25 protein-coding genes are annotated in these 23,121 nt (G+C 35.2%); 3 read left to right on the top strand and 22 right to left on the bottom strand.

What is annotated here, in order from left to right; translation table 11 throughout:
- Nucleotides 1-186: 186 nt before the first annotated feature.
- From ACEPXG_RS02810 to ACEPXG_RS02715, 20 genes are all read right to left on the bottom strand, one after another.
- Nucleotides 187-756 (bottom strand): hypothetical protein, encoded by a 570-nt coding sequence (locus tag ACEPXG_RS02810; protein ID WP_391207310.1) that lies wholly within the window; start codon nt 754-756, stop codon nt 187-189.
- Between the two features lie 474 nt (nt 757-1,230).
- Nucleotides 1,231-1,458, bottom strand: coding sequence for a hypothetical protein (locus tag ACEPXG_RS02805; RefSeq protein ID WP_391207308.1), 228 nt, complete (start codon nt 1,456-1,458; stop codon nt 1,231-1,233).
- 175 nt (nt 1,459-1,633) lie between these two features.
- Nucleotides 1,634-1,846 carry a hypothetical protein gene (locus ACEPXG_RS02800; RefSeq protein ID WP_391207306.1) on the bottom strand — a complete coding sequence of 71 codons (213 nt, stop codon included), beginning with the start codon at nt 1,844-1,846 and terminating at the stop codon, nt 1,634-1,636.
- A gap of 167 nt (nt 1,847-2,013) precedes the next feature.
- Complete coding sequence (locus ACEPXG_RS02795; protein WP_391207303.1) at nt 2,014-2,169, bottom strand: hypothetical protein; 156 nt, start codon at nt 2,167-2,169, stop codon at nt 2,014-2,016.
- A 134-nt stretch (nt 2,170-2,303) separates the two neighbouring features.
- Complete coding sequence (locus tag ACEPXG_RS02790; protein ID WP_391207301.1) at nt 2,304-2,531, bottom strand: GNAT family N-acetyltransferase; 228 nt, start codon at nt 2,529-2,531, stop codon at nt 2,304-2,306.
- Nucleotides 2,497-2,769: a hypothetical protein gene (locus tag ACEPXG_RS02785; protein WP_391207294.1), complete on the bottom strand. Its 273-nt coding sequence runs from the start codon at nt 2,767-2,769 to the stop codon at nt 2,497-2,499. The genes ACEPXG_RS02790 and ACEPXG_RS02785 overlap by 35 nt, the downstream gene beginning before the upstream one ends.
- A gap of 507 nt (nt 2,770-3,276) precedes the next feature.
- Nucleotides 3,277-3,666: a hypothetical protein gene (locus tag ACEPXG_RS02780; RefSeq protein WP_391207292.1), complete on the bottom strand. Its 390-nt coding sequence runs from the start codon at nt 3,664-3,666 to the stop codon at nt 3,277-3,279.
- A 326-nt stretch (nt 3,667-3,992) separates the two neighbouring features.
- Nucleotides 3,993-5,291, bottom strand: a complete 1,299-nt coding sequence (locus ACEPXG_RS02775; protein ID WP_391207291.1) for an arsenic transporter — start codon at nt 5,289-5,291, stop codon at nt 3,993-3,995.
- Between the two features lie 123 nt (nt 5,292-5,414).
- Nucleotides 5,415-6,506, bottom strand: coding sequence for an ABC transporter permease (locus ACEPXG_RS02770; protein WP_391207289.1), 1,092 nt, complete (start codon nt 6,504-6,506; stop codon nt 5,415-5,417).
- Nucleotides 6,503-7,729, bottom strand: a complete 1,227-nt coding sequence (locus ACEPXG_RS02765) for an ABC transporter permease (protein ID WP_391207286.1) — start codon at nt 7,727-7,729, stop codon at nt 6,503-6,505. The genes ACEPXG_RS02770 and ACEPXG_RS02765 overlap by 4 nt, the downstream gene beginning before the upstream one ends.
- Nucleotides 7,730-7,746: 17 nt before the next feature.
- The gene (locus tag ACEPXG_RS02760) at nt 7,747-8,679 is read right to left on the bottom strand and encodes an ABC transporter ATP-binding protein (protein WP_391207284.1); all 933 of its coding nucleotides are present in this window, start codon (nt 8,677-8,679) and stop codon (nt 7,747-7,749) included.
- Nucleotides 8,680-8,949: 270 nt separating this feature from the next.
- The gene (locus tag ACEPXG_RS02755; RefSeq protein WP_391207281.1) at nt 8,950-9,165 is read right to left on the bottom strand and encodes a hypothetical protein; all 216 of its coding nucleotides are present in this window, start codon (nt 9,163-9,165) and stop codon (nt 8,950-8,952) included.
- Between the two features lie 141 nt (nt 9,166-9,306).
- The gene (locus ACEPXG_RS02750) at nt 9,307-9,942 is read right to left on the bottom strand and encodes a response regulator transcription factor (RefSeq protein ID WP_391207279.1); all 636 of its coding nucleotides are present in this window, start codon (nt 9,940-9,942) and stop codon (nt 9,307-9,309) included.
- A 2-nt stretch (nt 9,943-9,944) separates the two neighbouring features.
- The gene (locus tag ACEPXG_RS02745; protein WP_391207278.1) at nt 9,945-11,033 is read right to left on the bottom strand and encodes a sensor histidine kinase; all 1,089 of its coding nucleotides are present in this window, start codon (nt 11,031-11,033) and stop codon (nt 9,945-9,947) included.
- Nucleotides 11,030-11,710, bottom strand: coding sequence for a PadR family transcriptional regulator (locus ACEPXG_RS02740; RefSeq protein ID WP_391207276.1), 681 nt, complete (start codon nt 11,708-11,710; stop codon nt 11,030-11,032). Before ACEPXG_RS02740 ends, ACEPXG_RS02745 begins: the two co-directional genes overlap by 4 nt.
- 17 nt (nt 11,711-11,727) lie before the next feature.
- Complete coding sequence (locus ACEPXG_RS02735; protein WP_391207274.1) at nt 11,728-12,936, bottom strand: MFS transporter; 1,209 nt, start codon at nt 12,934-12,936, stop codon at nt 11,728-11,730.
- Between the two features lie 428 nt (nt 12,937-13,364).
- Nucleotides 13,365-14,672, bottom strand: coding sequence for a DUF4179 domain-containing protein (locus ACEPXG_RS02730; RefSeq protein ID WP_391207270.1), 1,308 nt, complete (start codon nt 14,670-14,672; stop codon nt 13,365-13,367).
- On the bottom strand, nt 14,665-15,180 hold the full coding sequence (locus tag ACEPXG_RS02725) for a sigma-70 family RNA polymerase sigma factor (RefSeq protein ID WP_391207267.1): 516 nt from the start codon (nt 15,178-15,180) through the stop codon (nt 14,665-14,667). The genes ACEPXG_RS02730 and ACEPXG_RS02725 overlap by 8 nt, the downstream gene beginning before the upstream one ends.
- A gap of 113 nt (nt 15,181-15,293) precedes the next feature.
- Complete coding sequence (locus ACEPXG_RS02720; RefSeq protein ID WP_391209740.1) at nt 15,294-15,857, bottom strand: NADPH-dependent FMN reductase; 564 nt, start codon at nt 15,855-15,857, stop codon at nt 15,294-15,296.
- Nucleotides 15,858-16,045: 188 nt separating this feature from the next.
- Nucleotides 16,046-16,804, bottom strand: a complete 759-nt coding sequence (locus ACEPXG_RS02715; protein WP_391207265.1) for an NAD(P)H-binding protein — start codon at nt 16,802-16,804, stop codon at nt 16,046-16,048.
- 105 nt (nt 16,805-16,909) lie between these two features.
- On the opposite strand from ACEPXG_RS02715, the gene ACEPXG_RS02710 reads away from it, so the two are divergent.
- The 3 genes from ACEPXG_RS02710 to ACEPXG_RS02700 all read left to right on the top strand — a co-directional run bounded on the left by ACEPXG_RS02710 (nt 16,910) and on the right by ACEPXG_RS02700 (nt 19,889).
- Nucleotides 16,910-17,914 carry a hypothetical protein gene (locus ACEPXG_RS02710; protein ID WP_391207262.1) on the top strand — a complete coding sequence of 335 codons (1,005 nt, stop codon included), beginning with the start codon at nt 16,910-16,912 and terminating at the stop codon, nt 17,912-17,914.
- A gap of 47 nt (nt 17,915-17,961) precedes the next feature.
- On the top strand, nt 17,962-18,144 hold the full coding sequence (locus ACEPXG_RS02705) for an SE1832 family protein (protein WP_391207260.1): 183 nt from the start codon (nt 17,962-17,964) through the stop codon (nt 18,142-18,144).
- A 176-nt stretch (nt 18,145-18,320) separates the two neighbouring features.
- On the top strand, nt 18,321-19,889 hold the full coding sequence (locus ACEPXG_RS02700) for an ABC-F family ATP-binding cassette domain-containing protein (RefSeq protein WP_391207258.1): 1,569 nt from the start codon (nt 18,321-18,323) through the stop codon (nt 19,887-19,889).
- A 294-nt stretch (nt 19,890-20,183) separates the two neighbouring features.
- Here ACEPXG_RS02700 and ACEPXG_RS02695 read toward each other — a convergent pair whose 3' ends face one another.
- Both ACEPXG_RS02695 and ACEPXG_RS02690 read right to left on the bottom strand, forming a co-directional pair.
- Nucleotides 20,184-20,732: an RNA polymerase sigma factor gene (locus ACEPXG_RS02695; RefSeq protein ID WP_391207255.1), complete on the bottom strand. Its 549-nt coding sequence runs from the start codon at nt 20,730-20,732 to the stop codon at nt 20,184-20,186.
- Nucleotides 20,733-21,806: 1,074 nt separating this feature from the next.
- Entirely contained in the window at nt 21,807-23,069 is a 1,263-nt protein-coding gene (locus tag ACEPXG_RS02690; RefSeq protein WP_391207253.1) for a hemolysin family protein, read from the bottom strand.
- Nucleotides 23,070-23,121 lie beyond the last annotated feature (52 nt).

The raw sequence follows: 23,121 nt of genomic DNA, 5'->3' as shown, positions 1-23,121 counted from the left end.
TTATTATTATGCAATTTCGTCCGCTCAACACTTCTTTATATATAGATGCTAGCTATTTTTCAGGTTCCAGCCCACTTATCCAGGTATACTGTGGATGTTAAATATAAAGAAAATCTGGAAATTCGCTAATCCTTCTTGGATTAACGCCACCTTAGTTCAATAAGAAAATAGAGAAGCATATTAAAGTTACTTGATTAGTATCTCGATCTCATTCTCATATTCTCTTACTAACTCATTTAATAAATCATTGGCTTTGTTATTATATTCTTGTATCCCATCTTCTTTGTCTACCTCTGGTTTACCAAGCATTTTTTGAGTATAAGCATTTATATATGCAATTAGTTCAGCCGTGGTTTCTAAGTATTTTTTATAATATTCTTCAGGTTCCATACCAAACTCTTGGGCTTGCGAATCGACAAACTCACGATTGGATTTTTCTGTTGGATCGTTGGTATCCTTTTGAGAAAGAGTTAACATCGTTTTATTTGTTTGATTTAGATTATCGGAAACATCAAGATGCATTATTTTGGCTTCTTGCATAACTAATTCAGCTTTTACAAATCCATTAATATTATCTAATACTTTTTCATCTGGATACAAAAAGCGTAATTCACCTATCGTAATTTCTCTACCTTTCACGATTGCCGCTATGTCATCGTCATTATAATCTTTTATAGTACTTTGAACATTTGAACCGCATCCCATCAGTGAAATACTTACAAACAAAGAGATTATACACAGACAAATTCCTTTCAAAAAAACGCCTCCATAATAAAATTCTAACTACTGTTAGGTTTCATAATGCATATTTTTTCAATACACTTATTCAGTAAGCCTTAGATAGTTGCTTTACCTCAATAAGTTCTACAAAAATAGCGTTAATCCTTCTTGGATTAACGCCTCCGATTTAATTAGACTTTTTTCCTTTGTTCTTCAGTTTCCTCCTGTAAAAAAAACGCCATAGATAAAAGATAGTCCAAAACGCAAACAAAGAAATATACTGATAGTTTCGTTCACCATAATATATAATGATGATTCCTATCATAAGCGTTGGTACGGCCAAATAAACCCACACTCTTACTTCCTTATTTTTAAAACTTAATTCAAATCGTTCACTCATATACTTCCACCCCCCGTTTATAACTTTCTTCAACTAACCTACAGTTTTGCTTCAATAAGTTCTACAAAAATAGCGTCAATCCTTCTTGGATTAACGCCACCTTAGTTCAATTACCTTTCCTTCTTGAAAGAGACAATAATAAAGACAATTCCAACAAGTGAAAATAGCCCTGTGAAAAGGTTATCGGATAATGGCAATGTTTGTGGAATAGTATCCCACGCTCCAGTATTTATTTGTGCTGACCAATAAACATATGCAGTTAATCGTTCAATCGTAAAAATTAAACCACTAGTTAAAATGAATAACGACCCTAGAATTAGACTTGTTTTTTTATCCAAAAGATTACCTCCTGTGTTTAATAAAGTGCTTTGATACGATTCAAAAAAAATACCTGCTTCTTCCTCAACAAAAATGCGGCTTTATTTCAACAAGAAAAAAGAGTTGCCTAAGCAACCTAATGTTCTTGAACTATGGAGTGCGTTACTGCAATAAGTACTAATTAAAATCCTAATATTAATTAGTACTCCTTATGACTTTAAAAGACAAACTTGATAAAATAAACGAAACAGCTATAAGTATTGGTGTTACAACAAAAATTGTTAATAGGTCAGTTTGAACATTCCAAGGCACATAGGCATTCCACAATACACCCGTATACTTCCATAACGTAATGAAAATATATATTACGAATACAAAATAAATAATTTTCGCTAATACTTGATTCATCTTATATATCCTCCCAAAATATTGAAATGTTATTTGTTACAATATATAATATCCTTCTCCAACTCTTCGGGTCTTTAGTTGAATAATTATAAAGACTGTCTCCTGACTAGCCTTGTTCTGCTAAAGCACTCCGTTAGTGAAGTAGGGAATTAATTACTAAAAAGTGGTTAAAATATAAGATTTCTTAGAAACAGAATACCGTATAATAAAGTACCACCAATTAAAATCAACAATCCAATCATTACAAATCCATATATTAAGCCTTTAACCATCGAAACTGAATCCAAGAACATATTTTTAAAAGTTTCAACCATCTTATTCATATTACACCCCCTATCTGCAAGTTGTGAAATATCACCTATATTTCACAATAGAAATAAAGCGGCTTCTTAACTAGCACAGTAATGAATCTAGAAGGTTTTCTTGAAATTATGAAATTTTTAAAAAAACAAATAGTTTAAAGTTGCTTATACATATTAATTCCGGCGACTTCAAAGCCAATTGTTTTATATAATTTTATTGCCTTTTCATTTGTACCAAATACATGTAGTTTAAAATAAATAATTTCTTTACTCTTCAAGTATTCTTCAATTTCACGTAACACTTCTTTTCCAATGCCTTTTGAACGGAATTCATCAAAAAGGAAAATTTCATAGAGAAATGCACTTTTGTTTTTTTTGATCAATTTTTAACCATACATAACCACAAAGCGATCCGTCGTTCTTAATTGAAAAAAATTCATGCAGTTCTGTATAAAAACCGTTTGGTAAGAACCTCATTAGCTGTTTTTTTGCTTGAGCTGTTGCAGATTCCGTTACTTCAAATGTATTTTCTTCTAACGTTACTGCATAACGCTTTTGCTTTTCTTCTAGATAAACATTAAATTCATCTTCATTCATCTGACATAACCTTTGTAAAATCATATTATTTATCCTTTCAGGCTTCGAAACTAGAATATTTCCACACACAATAGTTACTTCGACATTCTAAAAAAACTAACTGTTTTTCAGAAAGCTACGTCATTAGCACAATAAGAAATTCAAGTTGTCATTACAACTCCTTTATCGAATTCTTGCAACCTTTAGCAATCCAAGCAGCTAAAACACTCTTTGTCGTCTGCTGATTTGAAATATCTTTTATCATAGCTTTCAATGAAGTCTTATCTAAGTTGATTTTCAGAGATGTTTCTCTAAGAACTCCTGTTTTCTCATTTGAACAGGCTTTTAGGAGATGTGCGGGTTGTATTACTTTCAATTTTGAAAATTGTGCTTCATTTTTCCATTCCTCAATATTCTTAGCATTCTATTCGTACAATTTATATTAGTATTACTCGGTTACAACTCCCCTTATAATAAATACTTCTACATCCGTGAAATAAAACCTGCTTATTGAAGTAATGCACCGTTAGTTGAAGAAGTAAGAACTAAATTTTATGAACTTGAACTTAACGTTATAGTTTCAGACGCTTCACTTTCTATTGATAATATTATCTTAGACGAAGATGGAGTTTTAGTATCCAATCGATTAACATCGTCATTATAATATATACCATTTTTATCCAATTCTCTTTCTACTAACCCCCAACCTAAGAAGTCAGGACTTTCTACAAAAAAATTAAGTGCATCTAGTTGTTCAGGGTTTTCACCACTATAGGTAATCCTTATACTCTGATGCTCTTTTCCCCAAAAATCATATTTAGTAATTAGTTCACCACTCCAATTTACACCTTCGCCTTTGAATGTAAGACCACTATTGTTTTCACAAGAGACTAACACCAACATTAAACAGGTGATAAAAATGCACATAAATATGTTTTTCAATTCAAGCCCCCCCTTTTAGTTAAATATTTCCTCATCCACCTAAATATTACTGACTATTAACTAAATGCACCGTTAGTTTAAGTGAAAATCTTCACAAACCTATCTCCACTTTAACATAAATACCCAATAAAGGGTGAAGTATTTTATTCTGTCGAAGGGTAAGTGTCACCATACAATTCTATGAAAAATCAAGCTTCTCCAATTAAATAGACCAATAAAAAAACCAATTTGATTCTTTCAATCAAGTTGGTTTAAACTAATAGAATTCGAAAAAATTATAATTATTCCAGAAAACTTAATATTTTTGATTTCAGCATCAGCTTTTATTAAGCAACAATCAACAGCCAAACATAAAGGCCAACTAGCGTTAGGAAAAGTGTTGGAATCGTAAGCACTATTCCTACCTTAAAATAGCTATCCCATGATACTTTAACCCCTTTATGAGACAACACATGGAGCCACAATAATGTTGCAAGGGATCCAATTGGCGTAATTTTAGGTCCTAAATCAGAACCGATAACATTTGCATAAATTAATGCTTCACGCATTGTACCCGTTGTGGAGGTTTCTGCAATAGCTAAAGCATCAATCATAACTGTAGGCAAATTGTTCATGACCGAAGATAAAATGGCCGCGATAAATCCCATTGCCAACGTCCCCACGAATAATCCTTGATTCGCTGCGGCTTGGATAGCCTTTGCCAAAACAGATGTTAGTCCCACATTTTGAAGTCCGTATACAACTACATACATGCCTATAGAGAAAAAAACAATGTTCCAAGGTGCTCCTTTTACTATCTTTTCCGTTTTTATAGATGGACTTCTTCTTGCCATAACTAAAAAGAAAATGGCGATTATCCCAACGACAAACGAAACTGGAATACCAATAAATTCACTAGAAAAGTACCCAACAAGTAAAATTACTAACACAAACCAGGACAGCTTGAACATTTTAATATCTCTTACTGCATCCATTGGACGTTTTAACTCGGCTATATCATAATCTTTCGGGATACTTTTACGGAAAAATAAAAACAATACAAGAATACTTGCAACTAATGAAAAAAGATTGGGTACAATCATTCGTGTTGCATATTCTACAAATCCAATCCCAAAGAAATCCGCAGATACGATATTGACCAAGTTACTCACGATGAATGGAAGCGAAGTCGTATCTGCAATAAAACCACTCGCTATAATAAATGGAAACACCATTTTTTCATTGAAATTCAAATTACGAACCATTGCAAGTACAATTGGTGTCAAAATAAGTGCTGCTCCGTCGTTCGCAAATAAAGCTGAAACCATCGCTCCAAGAATGGATACATAGATGAACATACGAACGCCATTTCCTTTTGCAGCTCGAGCCACATGGAGCGCCGACCATTCAAAAAATCCAATTTCATCTAAAATAAGTGAAATAATAATGATCCCTATAAATGCGAGTGTCGCATTCCAAACAATGCTTGTAACATCAAGCACATCATGGAAATCGACCACTCCAACTAATAATGCGATTACTGCTCCTCCACAAGCTGACCAGCCAATCGATAAATTTCTCGGCTGTATAATAACAAGTGCGAGTGTTATAACGAAAATAATGATTGCCGTAATTGTAGAAACCAAATAAAACCCTCCATAACAAACGAATTCTCAAATAATACTACCATAGTAATAAAAATCAGGAAGCATAAATTATTTAACAAATAGAAAAGCAGCTTGAACATTACTTTCAAGCCGCTTTCCTATTTAAGTATTTCTTTTTTCCATTACGTTTATACCAATCCCCATCATAATAACCGCCATTAAAAGTAAGATACTCATTGGCTCTAGTAGCTCTCCATAAGAATAGCCATTCACGGTTGCTCCATTAAGCAACTGCATCCCATAGTTTACAGGTGTGATTTTTGCTAAAAATAGCATTACTTTGGAGGTTACAATTTCAAGCGGCCAGTACGCTCCACCAATCATTGCAAGCGGGACAGCCGTAATGGACAAGTAGGCATTATACTTTCCAGGTGTTCCAGCTATTGATGCAAGTAAAATACAAAGTGCTACAATCGCAACAACATACGGAATTAATACAATAAGTGTTTTCGCAAATCCTCCATAAAAATCCACTCCAGCTACGTAACGGAACGTACAGAAAATAAGTAATACTTGTGCGTAACCAGTTATAAAACTATATAGTAGATTACCCGTATATATTTCCCATTTACGAACCGAGGATAATATTAGTCGATCCCAAATGCGATTTTGTTTTTCTTCTACAATATGGAATACACTATTCCCTATCGTATAAATTACGAAAAAAAGTGAAAAACCAAAGAGAGTATGCAACCGACTATCGTAAATAAATTCTTGATCATTTTTAAAGTTAGACTGTTTCACTTTAAAAATGGGATTTTCTTCCGTTTGTTTTAATAGAACTTCCACCTTTTCAGGTTCATCTGTTTGTGCCAAAACGCTTTTATCTTGGACCATTGTAGTATATACAAGTCGAAGTTCGTTATTAATTAGTGGTATAACCGATTCATCCGAAGAGCGAATGATTGTATACCTATCTTCTAACAAATTAACAGTTGCAACCGCTCGGCCCCCTCTTAATTCATTTTCCGCTTCTTCTTTTGTACGTAAAACAAATGAAAAACTTTCTGATTCGTTAAGATTCGTTAATAATTCATTTATGTTGGATAAAGATGAATACACAGGTATTTCTATTTTTCCCTGCCCACTTAAACCGATTGAATAGGCAAAGATTATACTAATTAGAGTCATAAGGATAAATGTTGCTGGTTTCCTTAGAAATAATCGTAACTTAGCAAAGATGATCCCGATCACGCTATCCCCCCCTTTTTCGGAAATAGAGTTATTGCTATGCTTAATAAAATTATCGTTAAGATTGCTAGTTCGTATAGATGATTACTGATTTCTACTAGACTATCCCCTTGCATTAGTTTTATATAGGCAGACATCGCAGCACCATTCGGCGTTAAGTTACCTGCCATATTAAAGAAATCTGAAAAACTACTTACTTCAAAAAAACTTCCTCCTAGAAAAGCTAGCATTGCTACAAAAACCGATTGAAACAAGTTAGATGCACTCTGCGAATTGACGCGATAATTAATAGATGATAGCAGTGTAGCAATACTTCCTATGACAAAACTAAGCATTAGACTGACTAATAGAAAAGTAGTGATGGTCGGAAACTTTACTCCATAAAATAAATATGTTCCACCAAATAAAATCATTAGTTGTGTAAATACTAACAACAATGTCGATGTAAAAATACTTAATAGATACGACCAACGTGAGACATTTGCAAGCAAAATTCGATCAAATAAGTGTAGTCGTTTCTCATTATAGGCCAGTGTAGATGCACTTGAGGCAGCAAATAGTACGAACATCACACTCATACCAATAGTGTAATAAGATTTTGCACCAACAGGTTTCCGGTCATCAATTGTTTGAATATCCGAAATAATATCCACATCCATCGGATTCACTAATAATTCGCTTTTACCAAGTAGCACCATTCTCGAATACTGTTGTTGGAAGGAATCGATTAAACTTTGTATTATATTAGCTGATAAACTTTTTGTTTCATTCGTATAAAGAATTAGCTCTGGTGTTATTTGATTTTCTAAGAAAACTGCTTGAATCGTTTGCGATGTAAAATGCTCTGGAACTTCAATAATTGCATCATATTCACTGTCCTTCTTAGCTTGCTCTAGTTTATCCACACTTATTTCATCTAAAGTAATAAAAGACTTTACTTCTTCACTGTTAAATATTTGATCCTTTAATATATGGAGAGGTAATAAGGTGATAACATTTGGTATTTCTCCAAATTGATTCTTAATTTCTTCTAACTCCTGCTTTTCACTCGCATGCTCAACAATCGCTACCTTCAGCTGTATAGCTTGCCCATCTCCGTCCATTATTGGACCCAGAGCAAATCCAAGAATGCTAATGAGAACAAACGGCATCACTAGAAGTATAAGTAACTCTTGTCGGCGACGAACAAACAAGAGAAACTGCTTTTTCATAAATGCTAGAAACATTTTCGCTCGCTCCTCCCCTAGTTTCGTAGTGCTCTTCCAGTTAAATGAAGGAACACATCCTCTAGACTTGGTGCATCCACGTCCACGCTTACAAGTACTGCTCCTGTTTGTTCAGATAATGACAATAATTTAGGAAATAAATTCACATCTTTCGCAACGGTCACAGCAATCGTCTCCCCCTTTTCCTGAAGCTGTGAAATAACCGTTTCACGTTTTAACCCCACAACAAACTCCGGTACAGTTCGCTCAAGCTTTATACGTATCGTTTTTTCAGAGGATAAAATATTTTTAATCTCATCTTTACTTCCAGAAGCGATAATATGACCTGAATCCATAATATAAATGCGATCACATAGATACTCTACTTCTTCCATATAATGGCTCGTATACAAAATAGACATTTTCTTTTCTTTATTCAAAAGCTTCACAGTTTCTAAAATATAATTTCTAGATTGTGGATCTATACCAACTGTCGGTTCATCCATAATTAGAAATTGAGGTTCGTGTAATAGTGCAGCACCGATATTCAACCGTCGCTTCATCCCACCAGAATAATGTTTCACAAGCTTTTTAGGTTGATCCTGCAAGCCAATTTGCTCAAGTACTTCTTCAATTCGAGCGTTTAGTTGGGCATTTGGCATTTTATGAATGCGACCAAAAAATTGTAAGTTTTCCCGAGCTGTTAACTCTTCGTATAATGCGATTTCTTGTGGAACCACACCAAGTATTTTTCGCAAATCATTTGGATGTTGCAATGCACTTTTATTATCAATTCTCACATCCCCATTTGAAGGAGCTATGAGTGTAGAAATCATCGCAATTGCCGTCGACTTCCCTGCACCGTTTGGCCCAAGTAATCCAACAACTTCCCCTCGTTCTACATAAAGATTAAGATTATCCACTGCTTTTACTTTTTTATACATTTTAGATAACTCTACAGCTTCTAACATATCGATCTCTCCCTTCCACATTACTATATGATATTTACAAACTGTCCCCTACTATCTTAAGTCATTTCCACACATGACCTCCGTCACTAAATAGAAAATGGGTTTTCTAATTAATCGCAACTCGTTAAGTTACATACAACGTATAAATTATCCGCAAGGCTTCAGACAAATTTTCCTGTAATTTTTATCTATTAACAGTTAAGAAGTGGCAGAGCGAGACCAATTCGCATCGTAGAGCAACCATTACACATCTAACCGCGACCAAATCCATCATAAGAGCAACCATTTCTCATAATAAAGAGTAATCTCTATGCGAGTCACAATAAATGAGTTACTCGCAACATAGTGTTCATTACTCGCAATATTATTTGGCGTATTCGCAAGATTGGATGAGCTACTCGCAACATTTCCGTGCATATGTGCAATATCTTGTCCATTACTCGCAAGTTTGGAATAACTTTTTGCAAAATTATATGCGAATCGCAAGATCCACACTCTAATCGCAAAGTACACATCCTAAATCGCAAGATTACTTTTAAATTTACTTATGCACAATTGAAAGTCCTTAATTTGACCTCTCGTCATAAGAAAGGAGTTACCCCAAAGACAAATTTGGGACAACTCCTATTAAACGAAACCATTTTTTACTGCGTAAATCGCTAGCTGAGTACGATCACGAAGTTCTAGCTGTTGTAAAATGTTCGTTATATAATTTTTTACCGTGCCTATGGATAGAAAAAGTGCCCCGGCAATTTCTTTATTCGTCTTTCCTTCTCCTACTAGTTTCAAAATATCAATCTCTCTTACTGTTAAAGAATGCTCGACTATTGGTTCACTATTTTTTTGCAGAAGGCGTGGCATCATTTTAGCTGCGACTTCTTCATTTATTACCAGACCTCCATTTGAAATGCTATGGATGGCCGCAATAAGTTTATTAGGTTCTGCCGTTTTTAACATGAAGCCACTTGCCCCGTCTTTTAATGTCTGGATTGCATATTCATCATCGTCAAAGGTAGTTAATATTAATATTTTTACTTGAGGCCAGCGCTCCTTTATTCGTTTGGTTGCTTCCACACCATTCATCTCAGGCATCCGAATATCAAGTAGAACTATCTCAATTGCATTTAGTTCCAAAGCTAAAATTGCTTCTTTTCCGTTAGATGCTTCTGCAACTACTGTAAAATCTTTATCTTGTTCGATCATCATACGTAAGCCTTGCCGAACAATCGCTTGATCCTCTACTATTAAAACCTTTTTTGACATGCTCAATTCTCCTTAACAGGAAATGATCCTTCAATTTGGAAGTGTTCCTCTGTTCGTAAGATTCGTAGTTCTCCTCCTAATTCTTCTACTCTAGCTTTCATATTAGTTAAGCCAAATCCCAATTCAATCGGGATTGCGTTGGAGGTTTTATTGCTCACCAAAAACTGTAAATTTCTATTAGAAGTTTGCCTTAGCGTCACTTCAACTTCCCGTGATGCACCGTGTTTCATCGCATTCGTTAGTGCTTCTTGAAGCACGCGGTACAAAGTAATACTCTGTTCATTCGTGAGTGGAATAGAAAGCGCTCCTTTTTCTGTAATAAAGCGAACGAGTAGATGACTTTCGGATTCTAGCTTGCGAATAAGCAGTAGCACTGATTGTATACCGGTTATTTCTTCTTGCTTTAACTGACGAACAGCATGTCTCGTTTCTTCTAAACTATCTCTTGCTAGTTTTTTTAATTCGACAATATTGGGATAGTTTCCTATCATCGAATCCATTTCTAACTGCATTAAAAGGGCAGTCAGTTTATGTCCAACAGAATCGTGAATATCTCTGGTAACACGTGTACGTTCTTCTAATCGAACAACTTCCTCCTGCCGTAAAGAGTTCCGTTTTAAATTTCGATACTCTCCAAGTAGTTCCTCATATAATTCACGCTTCTCGTTTGTCTCATTAATATAGCGATTGAGAAATAAACAGACAATACCGAACAAAACAAACAACCCACTGATTGCATAAGATGTATGTGTGTATATCAAACTTGGAAATGCAAAAAAGAGCGTTACACCAACAAGCATCCACAATCGTCGTTCCTCCAAATGAAATGCACCTTCTAGTAGACTTAGTGCAATTAGAGGTAACATATATTCAAAACTGTCAGTCCAAAATAGCGTAAAAACAAGGATTAACTGACCTAACAAATAAAGAACAAGCGGCTTTTTTACAATAGGAAGAAAAAAATGCAAGGTTAATGATGCTGCAAAAAGTGTAATAATCAATGCCAAAGAAGAAGATTCATTATATGCAAAAAAGATGAAAAACAACCATAGCAACGTAAATGCACTAAAGCGCATTGCAAATTGTCTCATACTAAAAAATCTCCAGAATTAAATCTGTTCTTTAATCCTTCTTCATCCTCCACTTCAAAATAACGATAAAAAAGGCCAGTTACTTCTTCTACGGCAGCTACCTTATTATCCTTTTCAGCATCCCATAAGTGCTCCATCGATTCTACAAGCTCTATTGTTCGTTTACACCAGAGAATGTATTCTTCCTCTTGCTCAAGACCTCTCTTTAATACCACTGAACTCATTAATATTCGTGATGAAAACTTTTCATTTTCTTTAATCTGCTGCCATTTTTCATATAAAGTATGTTTTAATTTTTTTAGCCTAGCTTCACGTTGTTTTTGGTAATGCTTTAATTGAAAAATAACTTCCTTTGCAGACAGATTATCCATAAAAAAAGTCTGCATTAAAAAGGAGTCCTTTACATTCGGAGATTCAGGTGGAGTCTCTAACCAATAGGATAACTCTTGCCTTCCCTCATCTGTAATTGAGTATAACTTCTTATCTGGTTTACCATCCTGGGGAATCATTCTACTCTCAATTAGTTTTTCTTTTTCTAATTTACTTAGCTCAGGATAAATTTGCGAAAGATGTGTATGCCAAAATATGCTCATAAATGAATCAAATTCTTTTTTAATATCATAACCTGTTGCTTCCCATTTACTTAAAAGCCCTAGCATACCGTATTTTAAAGACACTCTATTCATCTCCTTTTTTATGATGTTTTCCTTATTTCTCCTTTGCCAAGAGCAGGTACAGTAAAGCAACTTACAATTGCTAAGAGCAATAGGGTACATACCATCATTAAAATTGAATTCATTGTTCCTATTTTATTTAATAATAACCCAAATACTATTATCCCAGGTAACGCCATTGTGCTTGTAATCATATGAAACAAACTAAAAGTTCTCGTATAGTTTTCTTTTGCAACCACATCTTGCAGATATGTAACAAATGTAACTTGATAAACTCCTATAGCTATTCCTTGTATCGTGAATAAAGGCAGGATAAACCACCAATTCTGAATAAAAAGAAGAGCTCCTAGTGTAAAACATATAGCAAAAAGGGATGGAATAATAAGTTTTTTTCTATCTATTTTACGATACCATTTTGGCGTAATACTCGCTCCTATAATAATACCTATTAAAGATGACGTTCCTATAAAACTCAAATTTTCTACCCCAACTTTTAAACGCTCCGTTAAAAAAGAAATTAGTACAAGATCGATAGACGATACAATTAGCATTGCAAAGGCAAGCAATAAAAAAAGTGCCTTTAGCGTCTGGTGAGTTGCTATGTAGCGTATACCATCCATCATCATTTCCCATTGCCCTACCTTCTCTGAGGATTCTTTGCGAAACCATGGTTTTACATTCCAAATAAAAACTAAAGATAACAATAAACAACTAGCAACAATCAATAATAGAATAGGGATTGGAATTCCAAGTTTTATAAGTGCTGCAGTTGAAATTTGGCCAATCATGCGTAAAACCGTAAATCCTAACTGAAATAAACTATTTGCTTTTGCACGATCCTCTTGTTTTACAACAAACGGTAATAATGACTGGCTTGCGGGCACAAAAAACAACCCCAATAGACTAATAAACAGTAATAACAAATACGTCCATTCTACTTGGATGAAGCTCATCGTCAATAAAAATAACACTAAAATGAAAACGCGTATTCCATCCGAAAAAACCATAACTTTTTGAAGTGTTTTATCCTCTAGCCAAGCTCCAATAGGAAGGGCAAAAATAGTCATGGGTAAATAATAGGCAATGTAAAACCATGTAAAAGAACTAGAACCGCTTGAGTAAAGTTCTATCCATTTCAATAAAGAAAAAAACATGATTGAATCAGCAAATATACTAAGCACTCTGCCAGTAAATAAATTTCTAAAATCCTTTTCACGAAGTAATTGCATGTAAAAACCTCCACTATTTTTAATATAGTGTACTTCAAATATCTTTATATGTAAATATTTATATATAAATATTTATATATAAATATATCTAATTTATTTGTAACTAGATCCTCATCTATTACTAAAAATTTTGATATACTTGCTAATTGCTAACGCCTAACCACTTACTACCAAATAAAAAAAGACTCAAAAGTTATTTATAACAACTGTTTGAGTCTTTATTTCCTTTAAGTATCTGCTTTTATTGATTTATGTACTCCTTCGCTGAGATCGTCGCAGAAATGATTGCTCCCGTATGTGAATTGGTTGCTCTAGTGAATGAATTGGTTGCTTTCATTTATGCATTGGTTGCTCTCACTAGTGAATTGATTGCTTTCTCACTCCATTTGGTCTCCCTTAGCCATTTAGTGGAAAACAAATATGCCACTTTATTTAATTTGAATAGAAACAGAGCTGTCTAAGTGATTTGGATATGAAGAAAAATAGATTTTGATTGGATTAATAATGTTTTTAGAATCCAAAGTAACAGTTGCATAATTGTATTTTTCATCCCCATGTATACTTTCTGATGGCATCGCGATTTTTTCTCGATTTACATTTTCAGCATCAAAAAAAAGAGAATACATATGATTTTTCTTGATTTGAGGGTATTTCACCTCGATTGAATTGCTATTGATACTTGTAACTTCTACTTTACCATCCGATGGCTGTTTCAAAACTTCCTTCTTCTCAAAGTCCACTAATAAATATCTTTCATCCTTAGGCAGCGCCTGCACTTTATCAAATTTAAAATAGAGCTTTTTCGGTTCTTTAAAATAGTTACTTTGCAGAAAGTAGCTTCTTTCTTTGTACCCTGCTCCGCCAAAACCACTTGTTCCATTTTGAATAGAACTCCATACTTCCCCATTTTCATCCTCAATGCGCATATCTTCAAATTGTAAAATTTCCATATCGTTCTGTTCATTAAATTCTATATTTACTGCTACGCGAAGCGGATAAATGGTAATTTCTTTCACCAACATCTTTTGACCATCCATCTTTACTTCTTGGTTTACTGAATAGACTTTCCCTTTTTTAATATCATTTTTAATAGTAAATGGAATATCGAAAGTCGTTTTCTTTTCATTCTTTAATTGAAATTTCAATTCAAATTGCTTTGAAGCAAACTGATGTGCCTCTTTAAAATTAAAGCTAAATTGTTCTTCTATTCGATTTGTTTCTTCCTGACCGTTATACCCATAAGAAATGGATGCATTATCACTTAGACTTTTACCGTCGATTAATACATCAACCCCTTCGTATCTAATGTTTTCAATAGAAAATGGAGCCTCCAGTGTATAAAAAATCTCCATTCCAGTTTCATCTAAAATAACCCCATCTACGGTAAATGTCATATCGTCTTTCACTTGACTGATGCCGATTGGCTCATAATAATCATTTTCAATGATAGCTTCCAATCCTTTATCAAACTGAATTAAATCAACAAATCTTTCCATACCAGGTATAGAGGCTATCGCGCTTGCAAAAGCAGGTGATACACGAATAGATGTCACGAAGGTGAGCATTAGGATAGCAGCAACTAAAAGAGTCCAAAGCTTATTCTTTCGCTTTCTTTTTTTATTTTTTGCCTGGAGCAAACCTTGCTGGATTGCATTCTTTATTTGTTGGTCAGGAATCTCGATTTGTTCCAATTGCTTTCTTGATTCGTCCAACATTTCTTCTTCTTTTTCATACATGATCTACATCTCCTTTCTCTGCCAGGAAACTTCTCAATGACTTTAGTGCCGTATGGAGTCTCGATTTTACTGTTCCTTCTGGAATTTTCTTGATTTCCGCGATTTCTTTAATCTTTGTACCTTGGAAATATTTCAGAAATATTAACTGTTGCTCGTCACTAGTCAAGGATGCTATAGCTTCTTCCAACTCCATAGTAGAATCCACTGAATAGCCCGCCTCTTGCAAAACTTCATTTGAAATAAATCGTTTCTTCTTTTTCAATTGATCTTGGCAGTAATTCATCATAATTCGAATAAGCCATGTTTTCATATATTTTGGCTCTTTTACTGTATATATTTTTTCATAAGCTCTAAAAGTTACTTCTTGCATTGCTTCGACTGCATCGTGTTCATTTTTTAAAAATGCAAAAGCTGTTCTATATAAATCTTCTTTATGTAATTGCATTAATTGTATAAAAGCCTGTTCATCCCGTTTTATTGCGTTACTTGCGACTTCCTCTTCCTCCACCGTGCCACCCCATTTCGCTTGCTGTTATACATTAGACATTCGAATGACTAAAAAGTTCATTCATTTAAAAATAAAAAAAGGATGTCTCCATCATTCTGGGGACATCCTCTAAATTAATGCGTATCAATTGGCTCTTTGCTAAGCATTTTGCTCATTTCCGCGTATTGTACGAATACACGCGCTAGTTCCCGGAGACGATTATGCACATCTTCATCCACTATAACGTTATTATTATCAAAATGACTCGCAAGTGTGTATACATAGTTTGGTGTGACTAGGCATCGGAAGTAATCCAAAATTGGCTTAAGCTGATTTTCAATCACTAAGTGATGTTGATACGTTCCGCCGTTTGCTACAATAGATACTGGTTTATATCGCATCGTTTTGGGATGTAAAAAATCAAACATATTCTTTAGTACCCCAGGAATCGATCCTTGGAAAATTGGTGTGGCGATAATATAACCGTCTGCCTGTTCAAATTTACTTACTAGCAGTTTCATATCATCGTTGTAATTGGCAAATGGTCTTCCATCTACGAATTGATGTTCATAATTAGATAAATTTACAATTTCTAATGAATAACCCATATTTAGATTTTTTATATAGTCTTTCACTTGTTCTAAAATGACACCTGTTTTTGAGCCGATAATAGTTCCGTCTACAAGTAGAATTTTCATCATTCAGAACCTCCTTTATCCGTTCCTAATTGTATCAAATAAGAAGGACTAATTTAGACAAAAAGTGTTACTTTTATAAAGTTCATCCTTTTGACTGAGAACCCTTTTCTTCTTAATTATTTGATAATACACAAAGATTTAGCGGATTAATGCAGTATATGCATCCACTTATTTAGCGGTAAATTACTTCATTTGTCTATTTCTTCATTTTCAACAAATATATCTTTTCGTTTCTCCCAATTAAACAATTCTTCCCGAGAGATGGGTTGTTCTTCCACTTCTATAACCGGCTTTGCCTTTAAAATATCAAACGATTTATAGATCGTCACTTTATTTTTATTTGCCCAAACAGCAAAATGGATCATTGCATAAGCTAATTGTTTTCCATCAATGGAACGAAATCGTTTTAATGGTCCGACTAAAATGGGATTTAATAATTGAAAGACACCCTCTGCAAGGCGTTCCCCTAATCGGAATTCCTTTCGATGTCCTGTGAGTAATGACGGTCTAAAAATCGAGAGCTGCGGAAGGTTTAATTCAATAAGCTGCTGCTCCATTCCAGCTTTTATCCTACTATAAAAAAACGGAGATTTCATACTGGCACCAGCCGCTGAAATAACAAGCATATGGTGTATCCCTCTTTTTTTAGCTAATGAAGCAATTTGCAGTGGATACATTAAATCGACTTTTTCAAAGTTCTTCCTCGTTTGTGCTATTTTCATCGTCGTTCCTAAACAGCAAAAAAGATCTTCCGCTATTTCCAAATCTTTTTCTTCTAGCATATCAAAATCTTTTATTTTCACTTCTAGTTTTGGATGCTTATAAGAAATATCTCTTCTAGCGATAACAGAAACAGAGACATACTCTTCACTTTCACAGAGCTGTTTCACTAATAATCTTCCTGTAAACCCCGTTGCACCAACTACAATTGCTGTCCTTCTTCCCATTTCAATAAAACCCCTCTCTTTAGGTAACCGATCCTTACTTATAGTCATAAGCACCTGTCCAGTTCCATACAATAAATAGAATATGTCAGGAAAGGAAGATGAATATTGAAACTAGCTTATCTTTTAAATACATTTTCACACCGTGGATTATATCCTGCTGATCGAGCTAAAGTACTACTCCCTGCTATAAAATCTACAGACACAAAAGTTTTTGTGCCTAGTTCAAACACTGGCCTTATCGAATATCTAGTAACGCAAAATATCAAAGCTAATATATACAAAAATAATGGTCAACTGTTAGAAATACTAAAACTTTTTAAACCAGATTGTATTATTCATGATAGTGGGAATTCCGAAAAAGATCTTATTCGGAATTTAAAGACGTTCAACTGTCCACTTATCCATTTTGATGATCACGGTGATGGTAGCGCTTTAGCTGACATCGTATTTCAAGCACTCTATGAAAACCCAAAGGAATTATCGAAAGCAAATTATGTATATGGTCCTACTGGGTTTATTCCCACTCATCAATTAATCTATAAAAATAATAATATGCTGCAGGATCCGCCGCATATCGTCGTAGCCTTTCCCCATGAAGACCCTGAAAACTTAACGTACCGTACTTTAAGACATCTTGTGCAACTGCATATTCCACTACAGATTACTGTAGTAGTAGATGAGTATTACAAACATGATATAACCGAGCTAAAGCGATTTGCGCTTACCCGGAAGTCCATTAAAATCATTTCTACAAAAGAACCAGAATCTTATATCTACAATAGTGATATCGTCATAACATCTGGTGCTTACACCCCTTTTTTAGTAGCACAGCTAAAAATTCCTTGTATTATTCTTTGTGCACATGAGGAAGAAATGAATTTCGCATTTCCTCAAGAAGAAAATGGCTTTGCGAACTTAGGGTTAGGACGTAAAATAAAGCAATCGTATCTACAAAACGCAGTGATGGAAATCATTCTACACGACAACAGAAGAAAAGCTTATATACAAAAACAAAAGAACTTTCAATTTAGTTCGAACTTAGAAGAAGTAGTAAAACTTATCGATCAGACGATTGCGAATAAAAAAGAGGAACAAGAAATCGTACGCTAGCCAACTTTTTATGCTACAATAATGCAAAAAGCTGAAGGTGAACATTCATGACAAAAGACCAACTACAAATGCAAATAGCTGAGTTAAAAATGGATTATATTCGCTTACAAGGCGACATGGAAAAACTGGAGTCTAACGGATATCCCACTCAACTGGAAAACGCTGAACGTAGACTTGCCCAAATGGAAGAAGACCTTGCAGCATTAAACAAACAGCTTGCAGATTTGTAAACGGATCGCTTTTAGATTGTAGACTACTTGTATTTTCGAAGGTGACACCTTGAACTGTTTTGAAAACGCTTTGCAGTCAGGCGCTACTTGCAACGAAGAAAAAAAGCGTTTATCAACAGTCTGAAAGCTCGCAGATTTGTCTTCTGCTGAGCTTTCTTTTTTGGAGGAAATAATAGATGAGCTTATTAAACGTAGAAAATTTGGGACATACATTCGGAGATCGCACTCTTTTTAAGGAAGTTTCTTTTCGCTTAGTGGAAGGAGAACATGTTGGGCTTGTTGGAGCAAACGGAGTTGGAAAGTCAACTTTGATGAACATTTTAACAGGTGAAATTATTTATGATGAGGGCCGTGTAGAATGGTTGCCCGGCACACATTATGGATATTTAGACCAGCATACGCGCCTGCAACAAGGTCGCTCCATGTTCGACACACTGCGAGATGCTTTTTTGCCTCTTTATAAAAAAGAGGCAGAGTTAAATGAAATCATCGCAAAAATGGCGGATGCTACTCCAGAAGAATTAGAAGAATTACTCGAACAAATGGCGGAAATTCAAGATGCATTAGACGCTGGCGATTTTTATTCGTTAGATATGAAAGTAGAAGAGGTTGCTCGTGGACTTGGGCTAGATGCAATTGGTTTAGAACGCCCAGTTGAAGCACTTTCTGGTGGTCAACGGACGAAGGTTCTTCTAGCCAAGCTTTTATTAGAAAAACCAAAAGTTTTGCTACTAGACGAGCCTACCAACTATTTAGATGAAGAGCATGTGAACTGGCTATCGAACTATTTGAAAAACTATCCACATGCATTTTTATTAATCTCGCATGATACAGAATTTATGAACGGTATTGTAGATGTCATTTTCCATTTAGAATTCTCGAAACTGACTCGTTATACTGCATCTTACGATAAATTTTTAGAGCTTGCTGAGTTAAATAAAAGACAACATATTGATGCATATGAGAAGCAACAAGATTTCATTAAGAAACAAGAGGACTTTATCGCCAAAAATAAAGCACGTTATTCTACGACAGGACGAGCAAAATCCCGTCAAAAACAACTAGATCGTATTGAGCGCATTGACCGTCCGGAAACAGCAGCAAAACCAGAGTTTGGTTTTAAAGAATCCCGCAGTTCTGGTCGCTATGTTGTCGAGGCAGACCATCTTCAAATCGGTTATGATAACCCGCTGCTCCCTCCATTAACGTTTACAATTGAACGAGGAGAAAAAATTGCGCTAGTTGGAATGAACGGGATTGGTAAATCTACCTTACTTAAAACGATGTTAGGCAAAATCCCAGCTCTAGGTGGAAAAGTAACTCGCGGAGATTTTTTATTCCCTTGTTATTTTGAACAAGAAGTAAAAGCTGGGAATATTACTCCAATCGAATCCATTTGGGAAACCTACCCAAGCATGGAACAAAACCAAGTACGCGGTGCACTTGCCCGTACTGGTTTAAAAAGTGAACATATCTCCCGTCCCCTTTCTAGTCTAAGTGGTGGGGAGCAAGCAAAAGTCCGTTTATGCAAACTCATGATGGAAGACAGTAACTGGTTAATCTTTGACGAACCTACGAACCATCTAGATATTCATGCGAAAGAAGAACTAAAACGTGCGATGAAAGAATATAAAGGCACAATCGTCCTTGTAAGTCATGAACCTGAATTCTACGAAGGCCTAGTAACAAAAGTATGGAACGTTGAAGAATGGTTTTCTACTGGAAAAGAAGTTGTAGAAGAATAATTTGTTTCCAGGCCCCAAGCTTTTTAGAAGCTTGGGGCCTTTTTTGATGGAAATGACTCTTTCCTAGTCTTACCATTCGCCAGATTAAAAACTGGTTCTACTTCTAATAGTGAATGGCACTACTAAAACCGGTAAATCCCTTACAGTAAATGGCACTTCGAGAGCTATTTGCCTGAAGTCGAGACCATTTCAGGCCTAGCCGCAACCAAATCTACCAGACCCGAGACCAAATCACCAAATCTCTAAAAAAAAAGAGCTTCTCAACATCAAAATGTCGAAAAGCTCTTTTCCATATTATGCTAAAATTAAGGAATCCTTCGCTAATTCATCATTCATAATTAATTCCTTTAGGCGTTGCTTCGCTCTAAATAAACGTGACTTAACTGTACCAATTGAAACTTTCATTACTTCTGCAATTTCAATTAAAGAAAATTGATGGACATAGAAATACAAAACTGTTTTTTGATAGATGCCATCTAACTCAGCAACTTTGGAACGAACAATTTCACCAACGTCTTCTTTCTCCAGTTGCTCCTCAACTGATAATACATCAGCGGCAATTAAATCTAGAATAGAAACGTCAAGTTGTTCCGGTTGATTGGCAATGTACTTACTTCGTCTTACTTGTTTACGGTAACGATCACGAAATGTATTCATACATATGGTAGTGAGCCAAGCCTTTAAATGATCTACTTCTTTCATATAAGATTCATATCGTACCACTTTCATCCACACTTCTTGCATTAGATCTTCCGCATCTATTTGATTTTTCGTTAATTTCAAACATAAAAAATATATGTACCGGTTGTATTCCTCGTATACGCCTTCTATATTAACCTGCATAATTATTCCTCCGCTCGTCTTCTCTTGTTACCTATATAATGCCAAATAACAACCTTTCACTCCATCGGATTCTCTTTCAACTTTATTACAAACGTGTAAGTAAATCAGAATTAAGCAGCATCGTTATCTAAGTACAACAACTTTCCTCCGCATGTGGATTACACATTATTTATATACTGCGTCGTAAGAAAGTTACTGCTAGGATTTTCGCTGCAGAACGGACGCTTTCCGCAGGGTGAGCGATGAGCCTTCACCGTCTCTACGCGCCGTTGTGAAGTCTCATTTTGCTCACAGAGGAACAAAGGCTAAGAGCGCCACATCGTGTGGCAACCCCTTTGTGACCAACATCCTGTTGGCCTCCTGCTGGAGTCGCCGCCCTGCAGCGAAAATCCATCCTATTTGCTAACTATTCAACATCACTACTATATTTCGTTCAATCTTATGAAGTGTTTTCTAAAATAAAATCCAATAAATGGCTGAACGAGACCAATCAAGTGATGTTCGCAACTAACTTACCGTCAAACGAGACAAAAACTATCGCAAACGAGACCAAATTGCTACTCAACGAGACCATTTCTCATAATAAAGCTTTAACTTAGTGTGAGATGGCACTTATAAAGTGTGCGCTATCATTATATTGTGCAAATCCATCCAAATGTTGCTCATATCTCGCTCTATTTTGCGCATATGCCTTGTAAGATTAAGCAAAATGTATTCTATGTTGTGGATAACAAGTAAAATAATGCACATTATTGATTGCAGCGGCAGGCGGCGACTCCGAAGGGATCAGGGAGACAGATGAGACCGCACAAGCGGCGCACATGCGACGGTGCTGGCTCATCCGCTCCCCCCTCGGTAAGCGTCCGCCTAGAGCGGAAATCCCGGCGGTCACTATGACGCAGTATATAAATTAGGCGCAACATGACATCCATTATTCACAACATTATTTCGTCTACTCGCAATATCGGATGTGTTACTCGCAACATTCCGATGCATGTGCGCAATAAGCATCTAAAGCGTCCTAAAATTTTTCATTTCTAACCTTGTGACAAAAGAAAAAAACGCAAGGAGCTGTTAACTCTCTTGCGTTTCGGGAAGGATGATTTCTTTTTTTATAATTGTTAGTTTTGCAACACGGTTTCGATCCATCTCGTTTACTTCAATTAGTAAATTTTCATAAGAAAACTGCTCATTTTCTTCTGGTACATGCCCCAACTGATCTAGCACAAATCCACCAATTGTGTCATTTTCGTTTAAAATATTAATATGAAATAATTCGTTAATTTCTTCAATTTCTAAACGTCCTGCGCAGATTAATCGATTTTCAGTCATTTCATGCACTAAAATATCTTCATCATCATCTGTTTCATCTTCTATTTCTTGTCCAATCATTTCTTCAATTAAATCTTCATGTGTAACAATACCAAGTGTTCCGCCATACTCATCCAATACTATCGCCATATGCTTTTTATGCGTTAGCATCAATTTAAACACTCTTTCAACACTTAATGTCTGCACGACAAACAATGGATCTTTATCGATAATTTCCTCTAATTTCTTAGATGGATCCATCGACCACTCAATTAGTTTTTTGGTATAAAACATTCCTACTATTGTATCCATATCTTCTTCATAAACAGGATATCTCGTATAAAAATGCTCCAGAATCGTATCACGTACTTCTTCATAAGTAGCTTCTAGAGGAATTGCCACCATTTCTGTTCGATGCGTCGATAGCACGTCCGATACATCTTTATTTGGAAAGTCGAGAATTCCTTTTATTCGTTCAGACTCCTCTTCTTCAAACGTACCATCTGTTGAGGCTATATCCACCATATTCAAAAGTTCTTCTTTGGAAATGGTCGTTTCCTTGACCATACCTTTGGAACCAATTCGAATCATCATATTAATCAGTCCAGCTACTAAAAACGTTAATGGTTTCAACAATTTAACAAATAGTCTTATCAATGGAGCTACCTTATAACCAACTATTTCAGAAAAAGTAGCAGCAATTGTTTTCGGTAATACTTCAGCAAATAAAATAATAACAACAGTTAAAATTATTACAGACCATACTATATTCCAATGGTAGTGTTCTGCAATAAGGATTAGCAGCACGGTCATTGCTATGTTAGAAATAGTATTTCCTACTAATATTGTTATTGTCATCTGGTCCGGCTTTAATAAAAGAACAAGTAATTTTTCAGCATCCCTGTCTCCTTGTTCAGCACGCAACCGGACCTTCATCCTATTAACTGTCATTAATGCTGTTTCACTACCCGATAAAAAAAACGAAACAAGTAGTGCAAACCCTAATAGTACAAACTCTGTGTACAATTTTGTATCCTCCTAAAATAATAAAGTCGAACAATATTTCTTTTTATAACTA

The sequence above is a fragment of the Psychrobacillus sp. L4 genome, assembly GCF_042944905.1.
Classification (GTDB): domain Bacteria; phylum Bacillota; class Bacilli; order Bacillales_A; family Planococcaceae; genus Psychrobacillus.
Note: the sequence above shows the minus strand (reverse complement) of the source record. Positions and strands in the feature narration are given on the sequence as shown.